Raw genomic sequence first — 18,310 nt, forward strand, 5'->3', positions numbered from 1 at the left:
GATGGAAAGTCGGTGCCGGGATGTCGTCGCAAGCCTCAGGCCGGCAGCAGGATCTCGCGCGACACGCTGCGCGCATCGACCTCGATCTCGAGGTCCTGGACCGGCGGGCGCACCCAGTGCCAGCCGAGGCCGCCGGCCAGGGCGCCGCGCTCGGCAAGCTCCCGCTGCATCGCGTGGTGCAGGTCGTGCACGGTGTACAGGCGGGTGTCCGCCACGTCGGCCCAGCCCACGCCCATCAGCGCGAAGCGCGACTCCAGGTCGCCGAGGGCGAAGCGAAGCTTGTCGACGAGCGCGTCGGGCGAGCTTTCGCCCAGGCGCACGATGTTGTCGCGATAGCCGGGGCGGTCCGGGCATTCGGCGGCGCCCGAGGTCACGAAGTCCGCGGCGCCGCGCATCGATGCCGAAGGCAGGGTGTAGCTGAAGGCGTGGAAGCCGGCCTGGCGCGGGGCGTCGAAGGCGGGCACCAGGTTGCATCGCGCGACCGGATTGACGTCGTCCTCGAACAGCCCCCATTCGCCGAGCGGCCCCACGTAGGCGCGGTTGAAGGCGATGAAGGCGGCTTCGTCCATCGGCGCGGGAGAGCGCAGTTCGCAGGCGCACAGCGCAGTCGGCGGCCGGCCGAGCGCGGCCAGATGGGCCCGGATGCGCTCGAAGCCTTCGGCCAGGGGCACCGGCCGCAGGAAGCGCGCGCGCTCGATGACGTGGCCGGGATCGGCGACGACCGCGGCCGAGTACTGGAAGCCGCCGGGCAGATAGCGGTACTGGCCGGCCGGGAAATGGAGGAGCTGAGTCATTGGAAAACCTCAGTTAGTACGTATTCGTAGTATTTAAAAGCGAAACCCCTACGCTCGTTCATGGGGTTTTCCCTTGCAGGGAAGGCGAGGCCGCTAGCGGTCGAAACCCAGCATCTTGCGCAGCAGGCCGATCAGCTGTTCACGCTCGGATGCGCTCAGCCGGCGCGCGACCGCGTCCCGGTACTCGACCGCCTTGCCGGTGCTGTCGACCAGTGCCCGCTCGCCGTCGTCCGTCAGGAAGAGGCAGAAACTGCGTCCATCGACGCTCGAACGCTCGCGCTTGAGCAGGCCCTTCGAGGCGGTGCGCTGCACCAGGTCGCTGCAGGTGTTGAGGTCGAGCCCGATGTCCTGCGCCACCTGGCTCTGGGAGCCGCCGGGCCGCTGGGCGACCGCCACCAGCAGCGCCAGCTGGCGCGAAGTCAGTCCATCCCCGTAGATCGACGGGAACAGGGCGTCGGCTTCGAAGTGGGCCCGTCGCAGCAGGTGGGGCAGGTGCTGCAGCAGCTGGAATTTCGAGATCGTCATGGCCTCGACAGTAGCGCCGAAATCGCGCGTTCGCGGCTCACTCGGCTGGCGCCGGCCGCCAGTCTTCCCGGGCCACCAGCACCGGCGTGGCCGGCTGCAGCACGAAGTTCGGCGACATGATCTGCACGCCGTACTCGTTGAAGACATCCTGGATGTGGCCGTGCAGGATGTTCAGCACGTCGTACTTGGGGGCGCCTGCGCGCATGAAGACATTGAGCTCGTACTCGACGTAGAAGTCCTGCAGCCTCACCTGGCGCACCGTGGGCCGCGGTTCGGCCAGCAGGTCGGGGGTGCGGCCGGCGGCCATCACGAGCATCGCCTGCACCTGCCGCCAGGGGCTGTCGTAGCCGATCGTGACCGAGGTCGACACCGCGATGCCGCCGCCGCTGGTCTTGGTGGTGTCGCTCGAGTTGAGGATCCGGGTCCCGACGACCACCGAATTGGGCAGCGTGACCTCCTGGTCGAGCCGGTTGCGCAGCTTGGTCGACAGCGTCCCGAGCTCCACCACATAGCCTTCGGACTCGCCGATCTGCACGTAGTCGCCCGGCCGCAGCGCGCGCGAATAGATCAGCACGAAGCCCGACATGATCTGCGACACCAGGCCCGAGGAGCCGAGCGTCACGAGCACGCCGAAGAACACGCTCAGGCCCTTGAACGCGTTGGAGTCGGACCCCGGGATGAACGGGTAGGCCACCACCAGCGCAAACAGCCAGACCAGCACCACGGTCAGGCGCCGCGTCGCACCGATGGTGTCGCTCTGCAGCGCCGCCATCTTCACGCCGGTGGCGTGCGCGGCGTTGAAAAGCGCGTGCAGGCCGCGGACCCCCAGGTGCGCCAGCAGGAAGATGAACGCGACCATGGCGAGATCGGGCAGCGCGTGCAGAACGGCGACCGCGACCCGCGAGGCCACGGCGATCAACGAGGCGTCGAGCGTTTCGCCCCAGGGCCGGGTGTAGGGGAAGCGGGTCAGCACGTAGGCCAGCCAGACGTAGACCGCCATCAGCATCAGGGCGAACTTGAACCACTGGACCGCACGGCCCAGCGCCGCCACGCCGATGCGCCGGGGGTCGAAAAGCGGCCGCGCCGCCGCCCGCGAACGCAAGCCCTGCATGCGGGCCTCGACGCGCCGTCCGACCGCCTGCAGTGCCAACAGCACCGCGACCAGCAGGCCGGAGGCGAGCGCCACCCAGCCGAGCGAGCTTGCGAACTGGCGCGTGCTGCTTTGCGACTTCCGGGCCAGCAGCGCCTGATGCAGCCGCGCTGCGGCCTGCCCGGCCACCTGCGCCAGCGCCGGATCGCCGGGCTCCAGGTCGCTGGCGAAGATCGCGAACAGCGTGGCGCCCTCGAGCATCACTGCATAGCCCGGCAGGCCTTCGTGAGCGAAGCTCGCAACCTCGACCGGCGCGCCGAGGCTGGCCGCCGGAATGTCACCGATGCGCTCGGCGGCACGCTGGGCGCGCTGCTGCGGCGAAAGGCCGAACATCGGCACCCGGAAGACGAAGACCGGGCGATTCCAGACCTTGAGGGCGGCGCCGGTGTCCGGAGTCGAAGGCTCCTGGGCCGCGGCGCCTCCAGCCGCCACAGTGAGCAGCAGGGCCAGCAGGCAGGCACCCCGTTGCAGGGTCGACCCGAAAAGCGCGAAGAATCGAAGGAAGCGAAGAAAAACCATCCCGGGGTGCCGCACCAGGCTCAAGCTGCCGGACGTGCCGCGCCCACGGGCGTGGCCAGCTGCAGGGGCGCCGCCTGCGCCTGCGCCTTGGGTTCCTTCGGCTTGGGTTCGCAACCCGCGAGCGCCGCCGCCACGCAGACCAGCGCCAGTGCCAGGCTTCGATATGAGTTCATGCTTGCTCCTTTCAGCTGCGGCCGTCGGAAAGTACACCACGATCGGCAAGCTCAGACAAGGCGCGGATTCAGCCTGGCAGGCGGCAGGCAAGCACCGTGCCGCGGCTCTCGCCGAAGCCGATCCGCGCCGCGCCGGGCTTCTCGCACCAGCCGCGCAGCATCACGGCGTCGCCGTCCTGCAGGAAGCCGCGCGATTCGCCGTTCGCGAGCGCGATCGGCGCCTGTCCGCCGCGCGTCAGCTCGATCATCGCGCCCGCTTCTCCAGGGCCGGGGCCCGAGATGGTGCCGCTGCCGAACAGGTCGCCCGGATTCAGGCTGCAGCCGCCGGCGGTATGGTGCGCGACCATCTGGGCGATGCTCCAGTACTGGTGGCGGAAGCTGGTGCCCGACAGCCGGGTCGGGCCATCCGCTTCGTCGCGGTCGCGCTGGCTCTCCAGCCAGACCTCGAGCCGGATGTCGATCGCGCCGTGCTCCCGATTGCCCTGGCTGTCGAGATAGGGCAATGGCTGCGGATGCTCGGCCGGCCGTGTCCAGGCGCTGCGATAGGGCGCCAGCGCATCCATCGTGACGATCCAGGGCGACACCGTGGTGGCGAAGTTCTTCGCCAGGAAGGGGCCGAGCGGCGCCATCTCCCAGAACTGGATGTCGCGCGCCGACCAGTCGTTGAGCAGGCAGATGCCGAAGACGTGGTCTTCGGCGCGCTCGAGCGGGATGGCTTCGCCCGCCGCGTTGCCCCGGCCGATGTAGATGCCGAGTTCGAGTTCGTAGTCCAGGCGCGCGCAGGGGCCGTAGCTGGGTGCCTTCGCACCCGGCGCCAGGGTCTGCCCCATCGGCCGATGGAACGCCTGTCCGCTGACGCCGAGTGTCGAGACCCGCCCGTGATAGGCGATCGGGATCCACTGGAAGTTCGGCGTGATCGGATCGTCGGGCTTGAGCAGGCGGCCGATGTTCAGCGCGTGATCGATCGACGTGTAGAAGTCGGTGTAGTCGCCGACGCGTGCCGGCAGCGCGAATTCGATCGCCGCCTGGGGCCGCAGGCAGGCGCGCACCGCATCGGCGTCGGCGGCGGGCGCGTCCTCGTTCAGGGCCGCGAACAGGGCATGGCGCAGCGCCCGCCAGGCGGCGGGGCCGAGCGCGAAGAAGTCGTTGAGCACCGGTTGCGCGCAGGCGCGTGCGGCCTGCAGCGCCGGGCCATCGAGCGTTCCGGCAGCGGCCAGCGCCGCGAGGTCCACGACCTGGTCGCCGATCGCCACGCCGCCGCGAAAGGCCTCCTGCGTGCCTGCGAGGCGGAACTCCGCGAACGGCAGGTTCTGGATCGGGAAATCGCAGCCCCCGGCCTGCGCCGAGGCGAGCCAGCTGCGGGCGGCGGGGTCGTGCGTGTGATCGAGCGCCATGGCGGCCTTCACTCGCTGGCCATCAGCGCATCGTCGAAGATCGCGACCGCGCGCGTCCAGCCGGCCGAGGCGCCGCGGATCTTGTGCGGGAAGCAGCTGATGAAGAAGCCGTCGGGCGGCAGCGCCTCGAGGTTGTGCAGCTTCTCGATGTGGCAGTAGCCGATGTCGCGTCCGGCCTTGTGGCCCTCCCAGATCAGCGAGGCGTCCTGGGTCTCGCCGTATTTCTTCGCGGTGTGCACGAAAGGCGCGTCCCAGCTCCAGGCATCGGTGCCGGTCAGGCGAACGCCGCGTTCCAGCAGGTACATCGTCGCCTCGTAGCCCATGCCGGCGCCCGCCGACACGTAGTCGTTGTGGCCGTAGCGCGAGCCGGCGCGGGTATTGACCACCACGATCTCGAGCGGCTTGAGCGTGTGGCCGATGCGCTTGAGCTCGGACTCGACGTCGTTCGCGGTCACCACGTAGCCATCCTCGAAGTGGCGGAAGTCGAGCTTCACGGCCGGCTGGAAGCACCACTCGAGCGGCACCTCGTGGATCGCGATCGCCGGCTTCTTGTGGCCCAGCGCGCGGTCCATGGTGGAGTGGAAGTGGTAGGGGGCGTCGAGGTGCGTGCCGTTGTGGGTCGACAGCTGCACCAGCTCGACGGCCCAGCCTTCGCCGTCGGGCAGGTCCTCTTTCTTCAGGCCGGGGAAGAAGGGCTCGATCTGCTCGTAGGTCTGCTCGTGCGTGAAGTACTGGATCTTCGGCGCGAAGGCGGGCGGGTCGGACATCACGTCGTTCTCGAGGAAGATGGACAGGTCGACGAATTTGCGGGTCATGGGGGCTCCTTCTTAAGGTCTCAGCAAGTTGAGGACAGAGCAAAGATGACTGCGACATTTCCTGGTCTGTCCCGCAAGGTTTCACGAGGACTGCCAGCGCAGCAATCTCTTCTCCGCGAATGCCAGCAGCGCGTTGCTGGCGAAGCCGATCAGGCCCAGCAGCGCGATGCCGGCGAACAGGTCGCTGGCGCGGAAGGCGCGCGCCGCCAGCAGGATGGCCTGGCCCAGTCCGCTCTGCGAGGCGATCATCTCGCCGACCACGGCGACGATCAGCGAGATCGTCATCGACAGGCGCATGCCGGCGAGGATGTCGGGCAGCGCGTTGGGCAGGCCGATCTTCCAGACGAAGGCGGCGCGCGGCAGCTGCAGGCAACGCGCCACTTCGGCCAGGCGCGGCTCGACCGCCGCGAAGCCGTGCACGGTCGCCAGCAGCACCGGCCACATGGCGCCGAAGGCCACCACGAACAGCACCATGCCGGGATTCAGGCCGAAGATCGAGATCGCCAACGGCAGAAGCGCCGAGGCCGGCAGCGGGCGGATGAATTCGAGCGTCGGCTGGACCCAGGCGCGCACCGAAGGCGAAACGCCGATCGCGGCACCCAACACCACGCCGAAGACCGAGGCCAGCAGCCAGCCTTCGAACATGCGGCGCACGGTCGCCAGCGTGTAGCCGAGCAGGTCGCCGCGCAGGCCTTCGGCCAGGCTCGCCGCCGTGGCCTCGGGCGTCGGCAGGAACACACGGCTGACCCAACCCGCGTTGCTGGCGGTCCACCACAGTGCGACCAGCGCCGCGAGCACGGCGGCCGAGCCGAGCCAGCTGCCTGGACGTCCGTTCATGGCGAGGCTCCCATGCGCCGCGCCACGCGCCGCTGCAGCCGCTGCATCGCGGCGTTGATCGCATAGCCGACGATGCCGATCCAGCCCAGCCAGGCCAGCATCAGCGCCGGGTCGAAGCTCTGCTGCGCGATCATCATCGCGTAGCCCATGCCGTTGGGATTGGCCGCGATCTCGACCGTCACCGCGACCACCAGCGCCACCGCCACGCCCAGCCGCAGCGCCACGAACAGCCGCGGCACGATCGCCGGCAGCACGATCTTGAAGGCCCGGTCGCGGCGCGACAGGCCCAGCACCCGGCTGACTTCGAGCAGCCGCGGGTCGACCTGCCGCACCGCCGCCTGCACCAGGATCAGCATCGGCCAGAAGGTGGCGAAGGCGACGATCGCCAGTTCCATGCGCACGCCGAAGCCGAACATCAGCATCGCCAGCGGGATCAGCGCGACCGAGGGCACCGGCCGCAGCACCTCGATCGACAGCAGGCCGAGATCGGCGGCGCGGCGCGAGAGCCCGAGCACGATGCCGCCCCCGATGCCGAGCACGGCGCCGAGCAGCAAGCCGAGCGCCGCGGTGCCGAGCGTGAAGGCGGTGGCCTGCCACAGCGAGCCGTCGAGCGCCGCCGCCACGAAGGCCCGGGCCGCGGCGCTCGGCGGTGCCAGCGCATCGCTGCCCAAAGCGGCGGCGCGGCGCGCGTACCACTCGAAGGCCGCCAGCAGCATTGCGGGCAGCACCCAGGGGCGCAGCACGAAGAAGATGCTGGGACGCTCAGGCCGGCGCCGGGCCGCCCCAAGGCGGCCTGCGGCCCCCTCGGGGGGCAGCGACCCACACGCAGTGGGGGAGCGTGGGGGCCTTTCAGTCATGGCCATGAGCGATGAAGGAGAACAGTTCCCGCCGCAGCCGCAGGAACTCGGGGTGCTCCTTGGTCGTGAGCTGGTCGCGCGGACGCGGGATGTCGACCTCGATCATCCGCGCCAGGCTGGGCCGCCCAGGCCCGGGATCGGCCTGCAGCGCGATCACGCGATCACCGAGGTAGATCGCCTCCTCGAGGTCGTGGGTGACGAAGAGCACCGTGAGCCCGTCCTCGCGCACCAGGCGGGCCAGCTCGTCCTGCAGACCCTGGCGCGTGAGCGCGTCCAGCGCGCCGAAGGGCTCGTCCATCATCATCAGTTCGGGCTTCTGCGCCAGGCAGCGCGCGATCTGCGCCCGCTGCTGCATGCCGCCCGAGAGCTGCATCGGGAACTTGCCGGCATGGCGGGTCAAGCCGACCTTGGCCAGCGCCTCGGCGATGCGCGGCGGCCGCAGTCCCGCGGGCACGCCGGCAGCTTCCAGCGCCAGGCTCACGTTGCCCTCGACTGTGCGCCAGGGCAGCAGCGCGCGGCCGTAGTCCTGGAACACGAAGGCGACCTCGCGCGACGGACCGCTCATCGGCAGGCCGTGGCGCCGCACCTCGCCGGCACTGGCCGCGACCAGTCCGCTGGCGGCGCGCAGCAAGGTCGTCTTGCCGCAGCCGCTGGGGCCGACGATGCACACGAACTCGCCGCGTGCCACCGAGAAAGAGGTCGGCGACAGCACCTCGCGGCCGTCGTAGCGGATGGCGACGCGGTCGACGCAGAGCAGGTCCGCGGCCTGGATGTCGCGTGCGTTCACTTCACGACCAGCTTCGCGACCTCGATCGGGGTCCTGAGCATCTCCTGCTCCTTCATGAGCCCGACCCAGTAGGCGAGCTGCTTCTCGCTCACCACGGCGCCGGGCGGAGAGATCTGCACCTTGGCCAGAACCTCCGGCGGCAGCTTGATGAACTTGCCGATGCTGGCGCGAACCCGGGCATCGTTCCTGGGCTGCTGCATGAAGGCCGCACCCTCCTGCACCGCCTCGCGGAAGCCGCGCGCCGCGGCCGGGTTCTGCTGCGCCCACTCGCGCTTTGCGGCGTGCACGATGGTCTGGTTGCCCTCGGGCAGGAAGGTCGAGTAGTACGAGGCCACGTAGCCGGCGCCGCTGTCGGTGATGCGGCTCATGAACGGGTCCGCCGACACCACGGCATCGACCGAGCCGCCGCGCAGCAGGTCGCCGTGCTGCGGAAACGCGGCCTCGACGAAGTTCACCTTGCGGTAGTCGACGCCGTTGTCCTTCAGGTAGGCGCGGAAGGTCACGTGCAGGAAGGCACCGAGGCCGGGCACGCCGATCTTCTTGCCCACGCAGTCCTGCGCGGTCTTGATGCCCGAGCCCGCGCGCGCCACCAGCCCGAAGCCGGTGATGGTCTTCGACGTCAGGCCGCCGCCCGACACCACCACCAGGTCGAGCCCGCCGTCGACCGCCTGCAGGAACACCGATGGCGTCGGCCCGCCGATCTGCAGCGAGTCGGACTGCAGCGCAGCCGGAATGGTCGAGTTCAGCGGAATGAACTTGAGCTCCACGTCGAGGTTGCGCTTCTTGAAGTAGCCCTCCTCGGCGGCCACGAAGACCGAGGCGAAGTCGGTCACGGCGGTGTAGCCGAACACGATCCGGGTGGCGGCTTGTGCGCGTGCGGGCAGGGCGGCGCCGAGGCCGGCGGCGCCCAGCGCCGACAGCAGGCTGCGTCGTTTCATCATGTCTGTCTCCTGGTGGGGGTTTTCTTCTGGGGGATCCGGGGGCGCGGCAGCGCGGCGCGCAGTCCGCCGACGATGAAGCTCACGAGCATCGGCGCGGCGGCCGGATCGGCGCGCCGGTTCTGGCCGTGCGACAGCCGTTCGATGCGGCTGTCGTTGAGGTGGTGCAGCAGCGCACCCAGCGCGAACTGGTAGCCCCAGGCGACCTGGCCGCGCGTGGCATGGGGCAGGGCGACGTGCAGCGCATCGATGTAGGCCTCGGCCAGGGGGTCGAAGTACCCTCGCAGCACGCGGTCGGCCTCCTCGGTCGCGTGGTAGAGCTCGCGCGCCACCAGCAGCGCGTAGTACTCGCCCTCGGCGCTGGCGCGCAGGGCCAGCACCGGCGCCGTGAAGGCCTCGATGATGCGCGGCAGCGTGCGCGCATCGGCGGGGTCGTTGCGCACCGCGCGCAGGCGCTCGAGCCGCTCCTCGATGGTGTGGCTCCAGTGCGCGAAGATGGCGTGGAAGAGCTCGTGCTTGGGCCCGAAGTAATAGCCCACCAGCGCCAGCGGCACCCCGGCTTCGTCGGCGATCTGGCGGATCGAGACCACGTGGTAGCCGTGCTGGGCGAACAGCTTTTCGGCCGCCAGCAGGATCGCCTGCCGGCGGTCGGGGCGCGGGTCCTCGGGCGCCGCGGCGCTGCGGCGAGGCGATCGGCGAGCAGGCGCGACGCGTTGGACCATGGCGCGATTGAACGAGCGTACAAACTTGTTGAACACTCGTACAAACCCTGTGCTAACCCGCATTGATGCCGAGCGGCCTGCGGGGTTAGGCTATCGAGGGTGAAGACCTCGACACCCGCCCCCTTCGTTCCGCAGATCCGCATCTATCAAGACTGGCTGCAGGCACAGCGCGGGCTGGCCTTCGGCAGCTACGACGCGCTGTGGCGCTGGTCCGTCACCGACCTGCCCGCCTTCTGGCAGAGCATCTGGGACTTCAGCGGCATGCACTCGCCGACGCCCGCCAGCGCGGTGCTGGCCGATGCCCGCATGCCCGGCACCCGCTGGTTCCCGGGCGCCCAGGTGAACTATGCGCGAGAGGTGCTGCGCCATGCCGATGCAGCGCACGCCGCCGGCATGCCGGCCATCGTCAGCGACAACGAGCTCGGCGAAGTGCGCGAGATGTCGTGGCCCGAGCTGCGGCGCCAGGTCCATGCCTTCGCGCTGACGCTGCGCGGGCTCGGCGTCGAGCGCGGCGACCGCGTCGCGGCCTACCTGCCCAACGTCACCGAGACGATGATCGCCTTCCTCGGTTGTTCCAGCATCGGCGCGATCTGGAGCGTCTGCGCGCCCGACATGGGCACCGCCGCGGTGGTCGACCGCTTCCGCCAGATCGAGCCCAAGCTGCTGATCGCCGCCGACGGCGTGCACTACGGCGGCAAGCCCCTGGACCGCAGCACGGTGGTGCAGGAACTGCGCGCCTCCCTGCCCAGCGTGCGCAAGCTGGTGCTGCTCAGGACGCCGTTCGCCAGCCATGCCGTCGAGGCGGATTCCGACTGGACTGCCGCGGTGGCGCGCGACGATGCCGCGGTCGCGGCCTTCGAGCCCGAATGGCTGCCCTTCGACCACCCGATCTGGATCGTCTATTCGAGCGGCACCACCGGGCTGCCGAAGCCGATCGTCCACGGGCAGGGCGGCATCCTCGTCAACATGTATGCCTGCGGCCTGCACCACGACCTCGGCCCGAGCTATGGAGCCAACAATTTCGGCGAGCGCTACCACTGGTACAGCTCGACCGGCTGGGTGATGTGGAACTCGCAGCTCTCGGGGCTGGCCTTCGGCTCGACCATCTGCATCTACGACGGCCACCCGGCCGGCAGCCGCGAGAAGCCCGACTGGGGCGTGCTGTGGCGCTTCGCCGCGCGGCACCGCGTGACCTTCTTCGGCGCCGGCGCAGCCTATTTCACCAACTGCATGAAGGCCGGCCTGGAAGCGAAGGACTGCGGCGACCTCGCGCGCGTGCGGGCGCTCGGCAGCACCGGATCGCCCCTGCCCGAGGAGGTGCAGCGCTGGGGCACGGCTCAGCTGCTGGCGGCCGGCGCCCGCTCGGTCTGGTGGTACAACATTTCGGGCGGCACCGATTTCTGCGGCGGTTTCGTCGGCGGCAACCGCGAACTGCCCGAAGTGCCGGGCCAGATGCAGTGCCGCTACCTCGGTGCCGCGGTCGAGGCCTGGAACGAGGCCGGCGAGCCGGTCGTCGGCGAGGTCGGCGAACTGGTCTGCACGCGGCCGATCCCGTCGATGCCGCTCTATTTCTGGGGTGACGAAGGCAACGCGCGCTACCTGTCGAGCTACTTCGACACCTACCCGGGCGTCTGGCGGCACGGCGACTGGATCAGGATCGGCGCCGACGGCGGCTGCGTGATCTACGGCCGCAGCGATGCCACCATCAACCGCCAGGGCCTGCGCATGGGCACCAGCGAGATCTACAACGCGGTCGAGGCCCTGCCCGAGGTGCTCGACTCGATGGTGGTCGACCTCGAGTACCTGGGCCGCGAGAGCTACATGCCGCTGTTCGTCGTGCTGCGTGCGGGCGCCGTGCTCGACGACGCGATGCGCAGCCGGATCAACAACGCGATCCGCACTTCGCTGTCGCCGCGTTTCCTGCCCGACGACATCTTCCTGGTGGCGGAGATCCCGCGCACGCTGTCGGGCAAGAAGCAGGAGCTGCCGATCAAGAAGCTGCTGCTCGGCCAGCCGATCGACAAGGTGGTGAACCGCGAAGCGATGGCCAATCCGGCCAGCCTCGACTGGTACGTGGCCTTCGTGGAACGACGCTCGCCCCCAGGTCGGGCTCACTGCGTGTAGCCCTCCCACCCCCTGCCGGGGGCGCAGTCAGCGGCCCGGCGAAGCCGGTTCCGCGACTGCTCACCAACAGGCGTGCGCTGCGCGCCGCCGTGGAGCAGCACTCGACCGTTCGCTATTGGCCGGCGCAGCCAGGCCCGTTGCTGAAACACCGCGGAACCGGCTTCGCCGGGCCGCTGGTGTTGCCCCCGGCAGGGGGTGGGCGGCCGGACACGCAGTGCCGGACAACCTGGGGGCGAGCAACAATCACAACCAGTTGCCTGTGCTCGGCATCTGGATCGCGTCGGGGCCGCTGGTGTCGACCAGCGCACCGAGGAATACGCTCAGCAGCGAGATGAAGATGCTCGCGAACAGCGCGGTCCAGAAACCCGAGACCTTGAAGCCGCGCACCAGCGCCGACACCAGCAGGATCATCAGCGCGTTGATCACCAGCAGGAACAGGCCGAAGGTCAGCAAGGTCAGCGGCAGGGTCAGGATGATCAGCAGCGGCTTGACCACCGCGTTGGCGAAGCCCAGCAGCAGCGCGGAGATCACCAGCGAGCCGGTGCTTTCGAACTTGAGTCCCCGGAAGATGTAGCTTGCGACCCAGAGCGAGAGGGCGGTGATGGCCCAGTGCAGCAGGAAGGGCGCCAGGGAATTCAGCATGTCGATGCTCGCGGTTCAGATGGAGCCGCCGATCTTATCGGTGGCGATCGGGGCGCGCCTCGGCCTCAGGCAGGTTGACGCCGGTTCGACAGCTTGGTGAGCAGTTCGTCCGCGACCTCGAGCGCGCGGTGCTCCATCACCGCCACCGGATAGCTGCCGATCCGCATGCGGTCGACGATCACGGTCGCGAAGCGGAACTCGGCGCCGAGTGCGGCCGCCGCATCCTGCAGGCAATCGGCCACCGACGCCAGTCCCTCGCGCGCGTAGCGCCGGGTGCCGTTGCCGATGCCGACGTAAGCGTCGAACTGGCCGTCCTCGCGTTGGATGATCTCGACCTCAGGCTGCATGTCCTACTCTTCCAGGTGGCGTCATTCTTCGGGTCCGCTGGGCGGAACCCTCGAAGATACAAAGAGTGGAGCGCGAGCGCCATCACCGAAAACCGTGAGCGGGCGCTGCTAGAGGTCGGCGAAGCCCGAGCTGCCGCTGTGATCCCTGGACTGCCATTCGGCCAGCCAGAGTTCCACGCGCGTCGCCACCCGGTCGAGCGCCACCTTGCGGTCGCGGTCCAGGTTGGACAGCAGCATGCGGCAGCGCAGGACCCCGTTCTCGTGCAGTTCCGCGACGCCGCCGTGCGCCAGGTCGTCCCCGCGCCTGAGCTGGAGGCTGAAGGTCCAGCCCTCGGGCAGGGTCAGCGAGAGTTCGAGGCTGCAGTCATCTGGTTCGTCCATCATGGTTCCGGTCCGCCCGGGGCGGAACCGGAAAGGATACGCCTTCGGGGACGGAGGCAGCGGTCAATTCACATGCGGGTGGCGCGCCTGCTCGTACAGCGTGCGCGCCAGTTCGCGGTGACGCGCGAGAAGGGGCGCGAGCTCCAGATCGGCGAAGCGGCCGTCCCGGATCCGCACCCGGCCATCGATCACGCTCAGCGCGGCGGCGCCCGGCTGGCAGAACACCAGCGCGGCGACCGGGTCGTGGCCGGCGCCCGCATGCCCGACCCCGCGCAGGTCGAAGGCCACGATGTCGGCCGACATGCCCGGCGCCAGCGCGCCGATGTCGTCGCGCCCGAGCACGCGGGCGCCGCCCAGGGTGGCGATCTCGAGCGCCTCGCGGGCGGTCATCGCGGCCGGGCCGAAGCCCACGCGCTGCAGCAGCATGGCCTGGCGCGCTTCGCCGAGCAGGTGGGCGCCGTCGTTCGAGGCGCTGCCGTCGACGCCGAGCCCGACCGGCACGCCGGCCCGCCGCATCGCGCCGATCGGCGCGATGCCCGAGGCCAGCCGCATGTTCGAGCACGGGCAGTGCGCCACGCCGGTGCCGGTGCGCCCGAACAGCGCGATGCCGGCCTCGTCCAGCTTGACGCAGTGGGCATGCCAGACGTCGCGGCCGACCCAGCCCAGGTCTTCGGCGTACTCGGCCGGCGTCATGCCGAATTTCTCGCGCGAGTAGGCGATGTCGTTGTCGTTCTCGGCCAGGTGGGTGTGGAGCGAGACGCCGCGCTCGCGCGCCAGTTCGGCCGACAGCCGCATCAGGTCGCGCGAGACCGAGAAGGGCGAGCAGGGCGCCAGCACGATGCGGCGCATCGCGTGGCGCGAGGGATCGTGCCAGCGGTCGATCAGGCGCTCGCTGTCGCGCAGGATCGCCTCCTCGGTCTCGACCACCTCGTCGGGCGGCAGGCCGCCCAGGCTCCTGCCCACGCTCATGCTGCCGCGCGCCGCATGGAAGCGCATGCCCATGGCGTCGGCGGCCTCGATCGAGTCGTCGAGCCGTGAGCCGTTCGGGAACAGGTAGAGATGGTCGCTGGTCGTTGTGCAGCCCGACAGCATCAGCTCGGCCATCGCGGTCCGGGTCGAGACCCGGATCATCTCGGGCGTGATGCGGGCCCACAGCAGGTAGAGGTTCGTGAGCCAGCCGAACAGCTCGGCGTCCTGGGCCTCGGGCACGGCGCGGGTCAGGCTCTGGTACATGTGGTGGTGGGTGTTGACCAGCCCGGGCATCGCCACGTGGCCGCGCAGGTCGATTGCCTCCGCCTGGCCGCGTGCCAGGGCCTCGGCGTAGACCGCCGGCAGCTCGGCCGTGGCGCCGACCCAGGCGACGGCCGGGCCCTCGGTCACGACCGCGCCGTCGGGGATCTCGCGCCGGGCGGCGTCCATGGTGACCAGCACGTCGGCGTGCCGGAGGATCAGCGGGCGGGGGGGCGTCGCGGGAGAGCTCATGTCATTCGGTTCCATGTGAAGTGCCGGCGGCCAGCGCGAGGGCGCGCTCCTTCGGCAGCACGCCGTTGTAGAAGAGGTTCAGCAGCACGGCCACGCAAGTTCCGAGCACGATACCGCTGTGCGTGAAGGGATGCGTCCAGGCCGGGAAATGCTGGAAGAAGTTGGGCGACAGCGTCGGCACCAGGCCGAGGCCGATCGAGATCGCGATCACGTGGAGCGCATGGCGGTTCTGGCTGTAGTCGATCGAGCCGAGGATGCGCACCCCGGTCGCCGCCACCATGCCGAACATCACGATGCCCGCGCCACCGAGCACGAAGGTGGGCACCGAGGCCACGATGTGCGCCACCTTCGGCAGCAGCGCCAGCGCGATCAGGAACAGCCCCGCCAGCGCCGCGACGTAGCGCGAACGCACGCCGGTGACGGTCACCAGCCCGACGTTCTGCGAGAAGGAGGTGTAGGGGAAGGTGTTGAAGACGCCGCCGATCACGGTGCCGAGCCCGTCGGCGCGCAGGCCGCGCGTCAGCGCGTCGGGGGTGATGCGACGCCCGGTGATGGCGCCGAGCGCCAGGAACATCCCGGTCGATTCGACCAGCGTGATCATCATGACGATGCACATCGAGACGATGGCGCCGAACTCGAAGCGCGGCAGGCCGAAGTGGAAGGGCGTCGTGATCGCCAGCCAGCCGGCTTCCTCGATGCCGTCGAAGCGCATGCGGCCGAGCGCCAGCGACAGCGCGACGCCGGCCACGATGCCGAGCAGCACCGAGATGTTGGCCACCAGCCCGCGGCCGAAGCGCGACAGGACGATCACCACCGCCAGCACCACGGCGGCGATCGCCAGGTTGGCCGGATCGCCGTAGGCCGGGTTGGCCACCGAATGGCGGACGCCGTCGATCACCGTCGACTGCGTCGGCTGGCCGCCGGCGGCCCAGTGGATCGCCACGCCCATCAGCGAGACGCCGATCAGCGTGATGACGGTGCCGGTCACCAGCGGCGGGAAGACGCCGAGCAGCCGGCCCATCAGCGGCGCCACCGCGATGCCGAAGAGGCCGGCCGCGATGGTCGCGCCGTAGATCGCCGGCAGGCCGAGCGAGGGGTCGACGCCGATCGCGATCATCGGCCCGACCGCCGCGAAGGTGACGCCCATCATCACCGGCAGGCGGATGCCGAAGCACCAGAAGCCCAGCGCCTGCACCAGCGTGGCGATGCCGGCGGCGAGCAGGTCGGCGTTGACGAGAAAGGCGATGTCCGACTTCGACAGCCCCAGCGCGCTGCCGACGATCAGCGGCACGGCGATGGTGCCGGCGTACATCACGAGCACGTGCTGCAGGCTCAGTGCGGCACAGCGGGGAAGCGGGATCTTCTGGTCGACCGCGTCGCTGTCGGGGGCTCGGGTCGTGAATGGCGTGGCAGGCATCAGGGGACCTTTCTGAGGGCGTCGAAGGGCAAGGACGGCCGCAGTCTAGGCAGCGAGGGTGTGCACACGCAAAGTCATTGTTTGGCCCATGGCGTCCACAAAAAGTGGACAGGCCGCGCGGCGAACCGGGCCTCAGGGCGCCAGCAGATCGTCGAGGCAGCGGATCACCAGCTCCGCCAGCAGGGTCGCGGCCGGCTCGGGCTCGCCGCCGGCGCGCATCACGAGCTTGAGCGTCTGCGGCGACAGGCCGGCGTCGCGCAGCGGCACGAAGACCAGCGAGCCGGCGCGGCGCTCCTCGTCGATGTCGAGCCGGTTCAGCAGCGTGATGCCGACGCCCTGCACCACCAGCCGGCGCATCAGCGCGGTCGAGGTGGTCTCGATGATCGGCGCGACGCTGATCGCCGACCGCCGGAAGGCGCCATCGAGGATCGGGCGCAGCGACAGCGACGCCGCCGGCAGGATCAGCGGGTGGCCGACGCATTCCGAGAGCACCGTCGTCGCCTGCGCGGTCAGCGGATGGCCGGGAGGCACGACCGCGCCGATCGGCCATTCGCTGGTGAACAGGGTCCGGAAGCCGGCGCTGTCGGGCACGTCGTAGGCCAGCCCGAGGTCGGCATCGCCGTCGCGCACGCTGCGCAGCACCTCGGCGATCGGCAGGTCGAGCAGCGTCAGCCGGATCCCCGGATGGGCGGCGCGGAAGCGCTGCGTCACGGTGGGAAGGAAGGCGCCGGCCAGGCCGGCCATCGTCGCCAGCGAGGCTTCGCCTTCGCGCAGGCCGCGCACTTCCTCGATGCGCTGGCGCACGGCGTCGAAGTCGCGCAGCGTGCTGCGGGCATGGGCCAGCACGATCTCCCCGACCGGCGTCAGCTTGAGGGTGTTGTGGATGCGCTCGAACAGCGGCGCTCCCAGTTCCTCTTCGAGATTGAGGATCTGCCGATTGACCGCCGTCGGCACCACGTGCAGCTGCTCGGCCGCCTTGCGGATCGAGCCGGCGCGGACCACCTCGACGAAATAGCGGACGACCTTGGCATGCATGCTGGCGCGGATTCTGCACGAGCCGTGCGCGCAGGATTTTTTCGGTCACCCCCTGTTCAGGCCTGCCGCCGCTGCCGATAGATTGGGGTGGACACACGGACGATCCCTCCCACCGGCGAGCCGGGCTATCGCATCCTGATGCGCGAAGGGTGCCGGCTCGTCTATGGCCACATGCCGCTGCCCGAGTTCCTGGCGCTGATGAAGCAGGCCCACGACACCGAGCTGCTGCATGCGGGCATGGCGCGCATGCTGGACGCGACCGCGGTCATCGGCACGCCCGGGGCGCTGGCGCGGCTGCGCCTGCGCGAGACGCCGGCCGCGATCGAGCGCATGCGCGCGCAGCTGGGCCGGGCCGCGCTGCGGCTCGATCCGCAATCGCTGCGCTGGCTGGCGGCCGGCGAGCAGGGGCCGGCCAGCCTGTCGCTGTTCGTCCTGCTGACCGGCGTGCGGCCGCGCCACCATCGCCATCCCGCCCCGCAGCTGCCGCGCGATGCCGGTGCCTTCCGGCGCTGTCGGCTGCTGATCGAGCAGGTGCCCGCGCTGCGCCATGCGCTGCCCCTGCTGGCGCAGCGGGTCGCGGAGCCCGGCGTGGCGGAGTGGGCGGCGCTCGCGCAGGCCTGGGATGACCTCTGCGCCCAGATGGACCACGAAGCGCCGGACTGGCGGCAGGGGGTGGCCGGGGCGGCGGGCCTCACCGCGATGCTGGCCTGCTTCCGGGAGCTCGAGACCGCGTAGGGCGTGCGAACCCGCCGGGTCAGCGCCGTGGCCAGCGGGCGCCGCCGGCGGACGGGCGGCGGGCGAAGAACCAGCGCCGCTTGCGCGTCGGCCGGGGGGCGGCCGCGCGCTCGTCGAAAGCGGCCCATTCGAGCTCCAGCGTCCGGATCAGCGCCGCCAGGTTGGCCTGCTTGTATTGCCAGACGCCAGCCACCACGAAATGACCCATGCGCCGGGTGTCGGGCATCGGCGTGATCAGGATGTGCTCGGCCCCGATCGCCTGCAGCATCGCGGAGCGCTCGGCCGCCAGACGGAATCCTTCGGAGTAGCCTTCGATGTCGCGTGCCAGCGAGATCTGGATCAAGGTCACGCTCGAGAAGTGCTCGGCGATGTAGGCGACCAGTTCGAGCAGCACGACGCGGCCGATCTTGAGCTTCTGCAGGCGCCGGCCGGCTTCGGTGCCGGCCGCCGTGAAATGCTCGATGCGCACCTCGGTGCCGCCCCGGCTGATCGGCACCGGATCGAGCGTCCCGATGAAGGTCTCGCCGTAGTGGGCGAGCATCGGTTCACCCAGAACGCAGGGCCCCATCTCGGGTCCCGTGAAGCGCAGGCTGTGGATGCTCATGGCCGATTGTCGGCCGGCTGCCGCCGTCGGCA

At 70.2% G+C, this 18,310-nt stretch carries 20 protein-coding genes; 2 read left to right on the forward strand and 18 right to left on the reverse strand.

Annotation, left to right across the window (positions count from 1 at the left end; genetic code table 11):
• Positions 1-35 precede the first annotated feature (35 nt).
• From cnbZ to QTI45_RS29105, 11 genes are all read right to left on the reverse strand, one after another.
• Positions 36-794 (reverse strand): 2-amino-5-chloromuconate deaminase CnbZ, encoded by a 759-nt coding sequence (gene cnbZ, locus QTI45_RS29055; protein ID WP_286372207.1) that lies wholly within the window; start codon positions 792-794, stop codon positions 36-38.
• 93 nt (positions 795-887) lie between these two features.
• Complete coding sequence (locus QTI45_RS29060) at positions 888-1,319, reverse strand: MarR family winged helix-turn-helix transcriptional regulator (RefSeq protein ID WP_286372206.1); 432 nt, start codon at positions 1,317-1,319, stop codon at positions 888-890.
• Between the two features lie 37 nt (positions 1,320-1,356).
• Complete coding sequence (locus tag QTI45_RS29065; RefSeq protein WP_286372205.1) at positions 1,357-2,988, reverse strand: mechanosensitive ion channel family protein; 1,632 nt, start codon at positions 2,986-2,988, stop codon at positions 1,357-1,359.
• A gap of 20 nt (positions 2,989-3,008) precedes the next feature.
• Positions 3,009-3,161, reverse strand: coding sequence for a hypothetical protein (locus QTI45_RS29070; RefSeq protein ID WP_286372204.1), 153 nt, complete (start codon positions 3,159-3,161; stop codon positions 3,009-3,011).
• Between the two features lie 68 nt (positions 3,162-3,229).
• Positions 3,230-4,555 (reverse strand): fumarylacetoacetase, encoded by a 1,326-nt coding sequence (fahA, locus tag QTI45_RS29075; protein ID WP_286372203.1) that lies wholly within the window; start codon positions 4,553-4,555, stop codon positions 3,230-3,232.
• Positions 4,556-4,563: 8 nt separating this feature from the next.
• On the reverse strand, positions 4,564-5,370 hold the full coding sequence (locus QTI45_RS29080) for a cyclase family protein (protein ID WP_286372202.1): 807 nt from the start codon (positions 5,368-5,370) through the stop codon (positions 4,564-4,566).
• Between the two features lie 81 nt (positions 5,371-5,451).
• The gene (locus tag QTI45_RS29085; protein ID WP_286372201.1) at positions 5,452-6,207 is read right to left on the reverse strand and encodes an ABC transporter permease; all 756 of its coding nucleotides are present in this window, start codon (positions 6,205-6,207) and stop codon (positions 5,452-5,454) included.
• Positions 6,204-6,923, reverse strand: coding sequence for an ABC transporter permease (locus tag QTI45_RS29090; RefSeq protein ID WP_286372350.1), 720 nt, complete (start codon positions 6,921-6,923; stop codon positions 6,204-6,206). The genes QTI45_RS29085 and QTI45_RS29090 overlap by 4 nt, the downstream gene beginning before the upstream one ends.
• 133 nt (positions 6,924-7,056) lie before the next feature.
• Entirely contained in the window at positions 7,057-7,851 is a 795-nt protein-coding gene (locus QTI45_RS29095) for an ABC transporter ATP-binding protein (protein ID WP_444813193.1), read from the reverse strand.
• Positions 7,848-8,792: an ABC transporter substrate-binding protein gene (locus QTI45_RS29100; protein ID WP_286372200.1), complete on the reverse strand. Its 945-nt coding sequence runs from the start codon at positions 8,790-8,792 to the stop codon at positions 7,848-7,850. Before QTI45_RS29100 ends, QTI45_RS29095 begins: the two co-directional genes overlap by 4 nt.
• Positions 8,789-9,511 (reverse strand): TetR/AcrR family transcriptional regulator, encoded by a 723-nt coding sequence (locus QTI45_RS29105; protein ID WP_286372199.1) that lies wholly within the window; start codon positions 9,509-9,511, stop codon positions 8,789-8,791. The genes QTI45_RS29100 and QTI45_RS29105 overlap by 4 nt, the downstream gene beginning before the upstream one ends.
• Positions 9,512-9,610: 99 nt before the next feature.
• Here QTI45_RS29105 and QTI45_RS29110 point away from each other — a divergent pair, with 99 nt between their 5' ends.
• Positions 9,611-11,635 (forward strand): acetoacetate--CoA ligase, encoded by a 2,025-nt coding sequence (locus QTI45_RS29110; protein ID WP_286656816.1) that lies wholly within the window; start codon positions 9,611-9,613, stop codon positions 11,633-11,635.
• Between the two features lie 243 nt (positions 11,636-11,878).
• Here the strand turns inward: QTI45_RS29110 and QTI45_RS29115 are convergent, their stop codons facing one another.
• From QTI45_RS29115 to QTI45_RS29140, 6 genes are all read right to left on the reverse strand, one after another.
• The gene (locus QTI45_RS29115) at positions 11,879-12,277 is read right to left on the reverse strand and encodes a phage holin family protein (RefSeq protein WP_286372197.1); all 399 of its coding nucleotides are present in this window, start codon (positions 12,275-12,277) and stop codon (positions 11,879-11,881) included.
• A gap of 65 nt (positions 12,278-12,342) precedes the next feature.
• Entirely contained in the window at positions 12,343-12,624 is a 282-nt protein-coding gene (locus QTI45_RS29120) for a hypothetical protein (RefSeq protein ID WP_286656817.1), read from the reverse strand.
• Between the two features lie 108 nt (positions 12,625-12,732).
• Entirely contained in the window at positions 12,733-13,005 is a 273-nt protein-coding gene (locus QTI45_RS29125; RefSeq protein ID WP_286372195.1) for a hypothetical protein, read from the reverse strand.
• 63 nt (positions 13,006-13,068) lie between these two features.
• The gene (locus QTI45_RS29130; RefSeq protein WP_286372194.1) at positions 13,069-14,487 is read right to left on the reverse strand and encodes an 8-oxoguanine deaminase; all 1,419 of its coding nucleotides are present in this window, start codon (positions 14,485-14,487) and stop codon (positions 13,069-13,071) included.
• 1 nt (position 14,488) lies between these two features.
• Entirely contained in the window at positions 14,489-15,904 is a 1,416-nt protein-coding gene (locus tag QTI45_RS29135; RefSeq protein ID WP_286372193.1) for a nucleobase:cation symporter-2 family protein, read from the reverse strand.
• Between the two features lie 132 nt (positions 15,905-16,036).
• Entirely contained in the window at positions 16,037-16,939 is a 903-nt protein-coding gene (locus QTI45_RS29140; RefSeq protein ID WP_286372191.1) for a LysR family transcriptional regulator, read from the reverse strand.
• A gap of 87 nt (positions 16,940-17,026) precedes the next feature.
• Here QTI45_RS29140 and QTI45_RS29145 point away from each other — a divergent pair, with 87 nt between their 5' ends.
• Positions 17,027-17,674 (forward strand): hypothetical protein, encoded by a 648-nt coding sequence (locus tag QTI45_RS29145; RefSeq protein ID WP_286372190.1) that lies wholly within the window; start codon positions 17,027-17,029, stop codon positions 17,672-17,674.
• A gap of 19 nt (positions 17,675-17,693) precedes the next feature.
• On the opposite strand, the gene QTI45_RS29150 is transcribed toward QTI45_RS29145, so the two are convergent.
• Positions 17,694-18,278 carry a hypothetical protein gene (locus tag QTI45_RS29150; RefSeq protein WP_286372189.1) on the reverse strand — a complete coding sequence of 195 codons (585 nt, stop codon included), beginning with the start codon at positions 18,276-18,278 and terminating at the stop codon, positions 17,694-17,696.
• Positions 18,279-18,310 lie beyond the last annotated feature (32 nt).

The organism is Variovorax saccharolyticus (assembly GCF_030316765.1).
Classification (GTDB): Bacteria; Pseudomonadota; Gammaproteobacteria; order Burkholderiales; family Burkholderiaceae_C; genus Variovorax; species Variovorax saccharolyticus.

Bases quoted from the DNA above. Each gene is read 5' to 3' on its own strand.
- QTI45_RS29090 (WP_286372350.1), bottom strand. From the start codon at position 6,923: ATGCTGCTGGCGGCCTTCGAGTGGTACGCGCGCCGCGCCGCCGCTTTG.
- QTI45_RS29130 (WP_286372194.1), bottom strand. From the start codon at position 14,487: ATGAGCTCTCCCGCGACGCCCCCCCGCCCGCTGATCCTCCGGCACGCC.
- QTI45_RS29140 (WP_286372191.1), bottom strand. From the start codon at position 16,939: ATGCATGCCAAGGTCGTCCGCTATTTCGTCGAGGTGGTCCGCGCCGGC.
- QTI45_RS29105 (WP_286372199.1), bottom strand. From the start codon at position 9,511: ATGGTCCAACGCGTCGCGCCTGCTCGCCGATCGCCTCGCCGCAGCGCC.
- QTI45_RS29060 (WP_286372206.1), bottom strand. From the start codon at position 1,319: ATGACGATCTCGAAATTCCAGCTGCTGCAGCACCTGCCCCACCTGCTG.
- QTI45_RS29070 (WP_286372204.1), bottom strand. From the start codon at position 3,161: ATGAACTCATATCGAAGCCTGGCACTGGCGCTGGTCTGCGTGGCGGCG.
- QTI45_RS29100 (WP_286372200.1), bottom strand. From the start codon at position 8,792: ATGATGAAACGACGCAGCCTGCTGTCGGCGCTGGGCGCCGCCGGCCTC.
- QTI45_RS29135 (WP_286372193.1), bottom strand. From the start codon at position 15,904: ATGCCTGCCACGCCATTCACGACCCGAGCCCCCGACAGCGACGCGGTC.
- QTI45_RS29115 (WP_286372197.1), bottom strand. From the start codon at position 12,277: ATGCTGAATTCCCTGGCGCCCTTCCTGCTGCACTGGGCCATCACCGCC.
- fahA (WP_286372203.1), bottom strand. From the start codon at position 4,555: ATGGCGCTCGATCACACGCACGACCCCGCCGCCCGCAGCTGGCTCGCC.
- QTI45_RS29125 (WP_286372195.1), bottom strand. From the start codon at position 13,005: ATGGACGAACCAGATGACTGCAGCCTCGAACTCTCGCTGACCCTGCCC.
- QTI45_RS29065 (WP_286372205.1), bottom strand. From the start codon at position 2,988: ATGGTTTTTCTTCGCTTCCTTCGATTCTTCGCGCTTTTCGGGTCGACC.
- QTI45_RS29085 (WP_286372201.1), bottom strand. From the start codon at position 6,207: ATGAACGGACGTCCAGGCAGCTGGCTCGGCTCGGCCGCCGTGCTCGCG.
- QTI45_RS29150 (WP_286372189.1), bottom strand. From the start codon at position 18,278: ATGAGCATCCACAGCCTGCGCTTCACGGGACCCGAGATGGGGCCCTGC.
- cnbZ (WP_286372207.1), bottom strand. From the start codon at position 794: ATGACTCAGCTCCTCCATTTCCCGGCCGGCCAGTACCGCTATCTGCCC.
- QTI45_RS29080 (WP_286372202.1), bottom strand. From the start codon at position 5,370: ATGACCCGCAAATTCGTCGACCTGTCCATCTTCCTCGAGAACGACGTG.
- QTI45_RS29120 (WP_286656817.1), bottom strand. From the start codon at position 12,624: ATGCAGCCTGAGGTCGAGATCATCCAACGCGAGGACGGCCAGTTCGAC.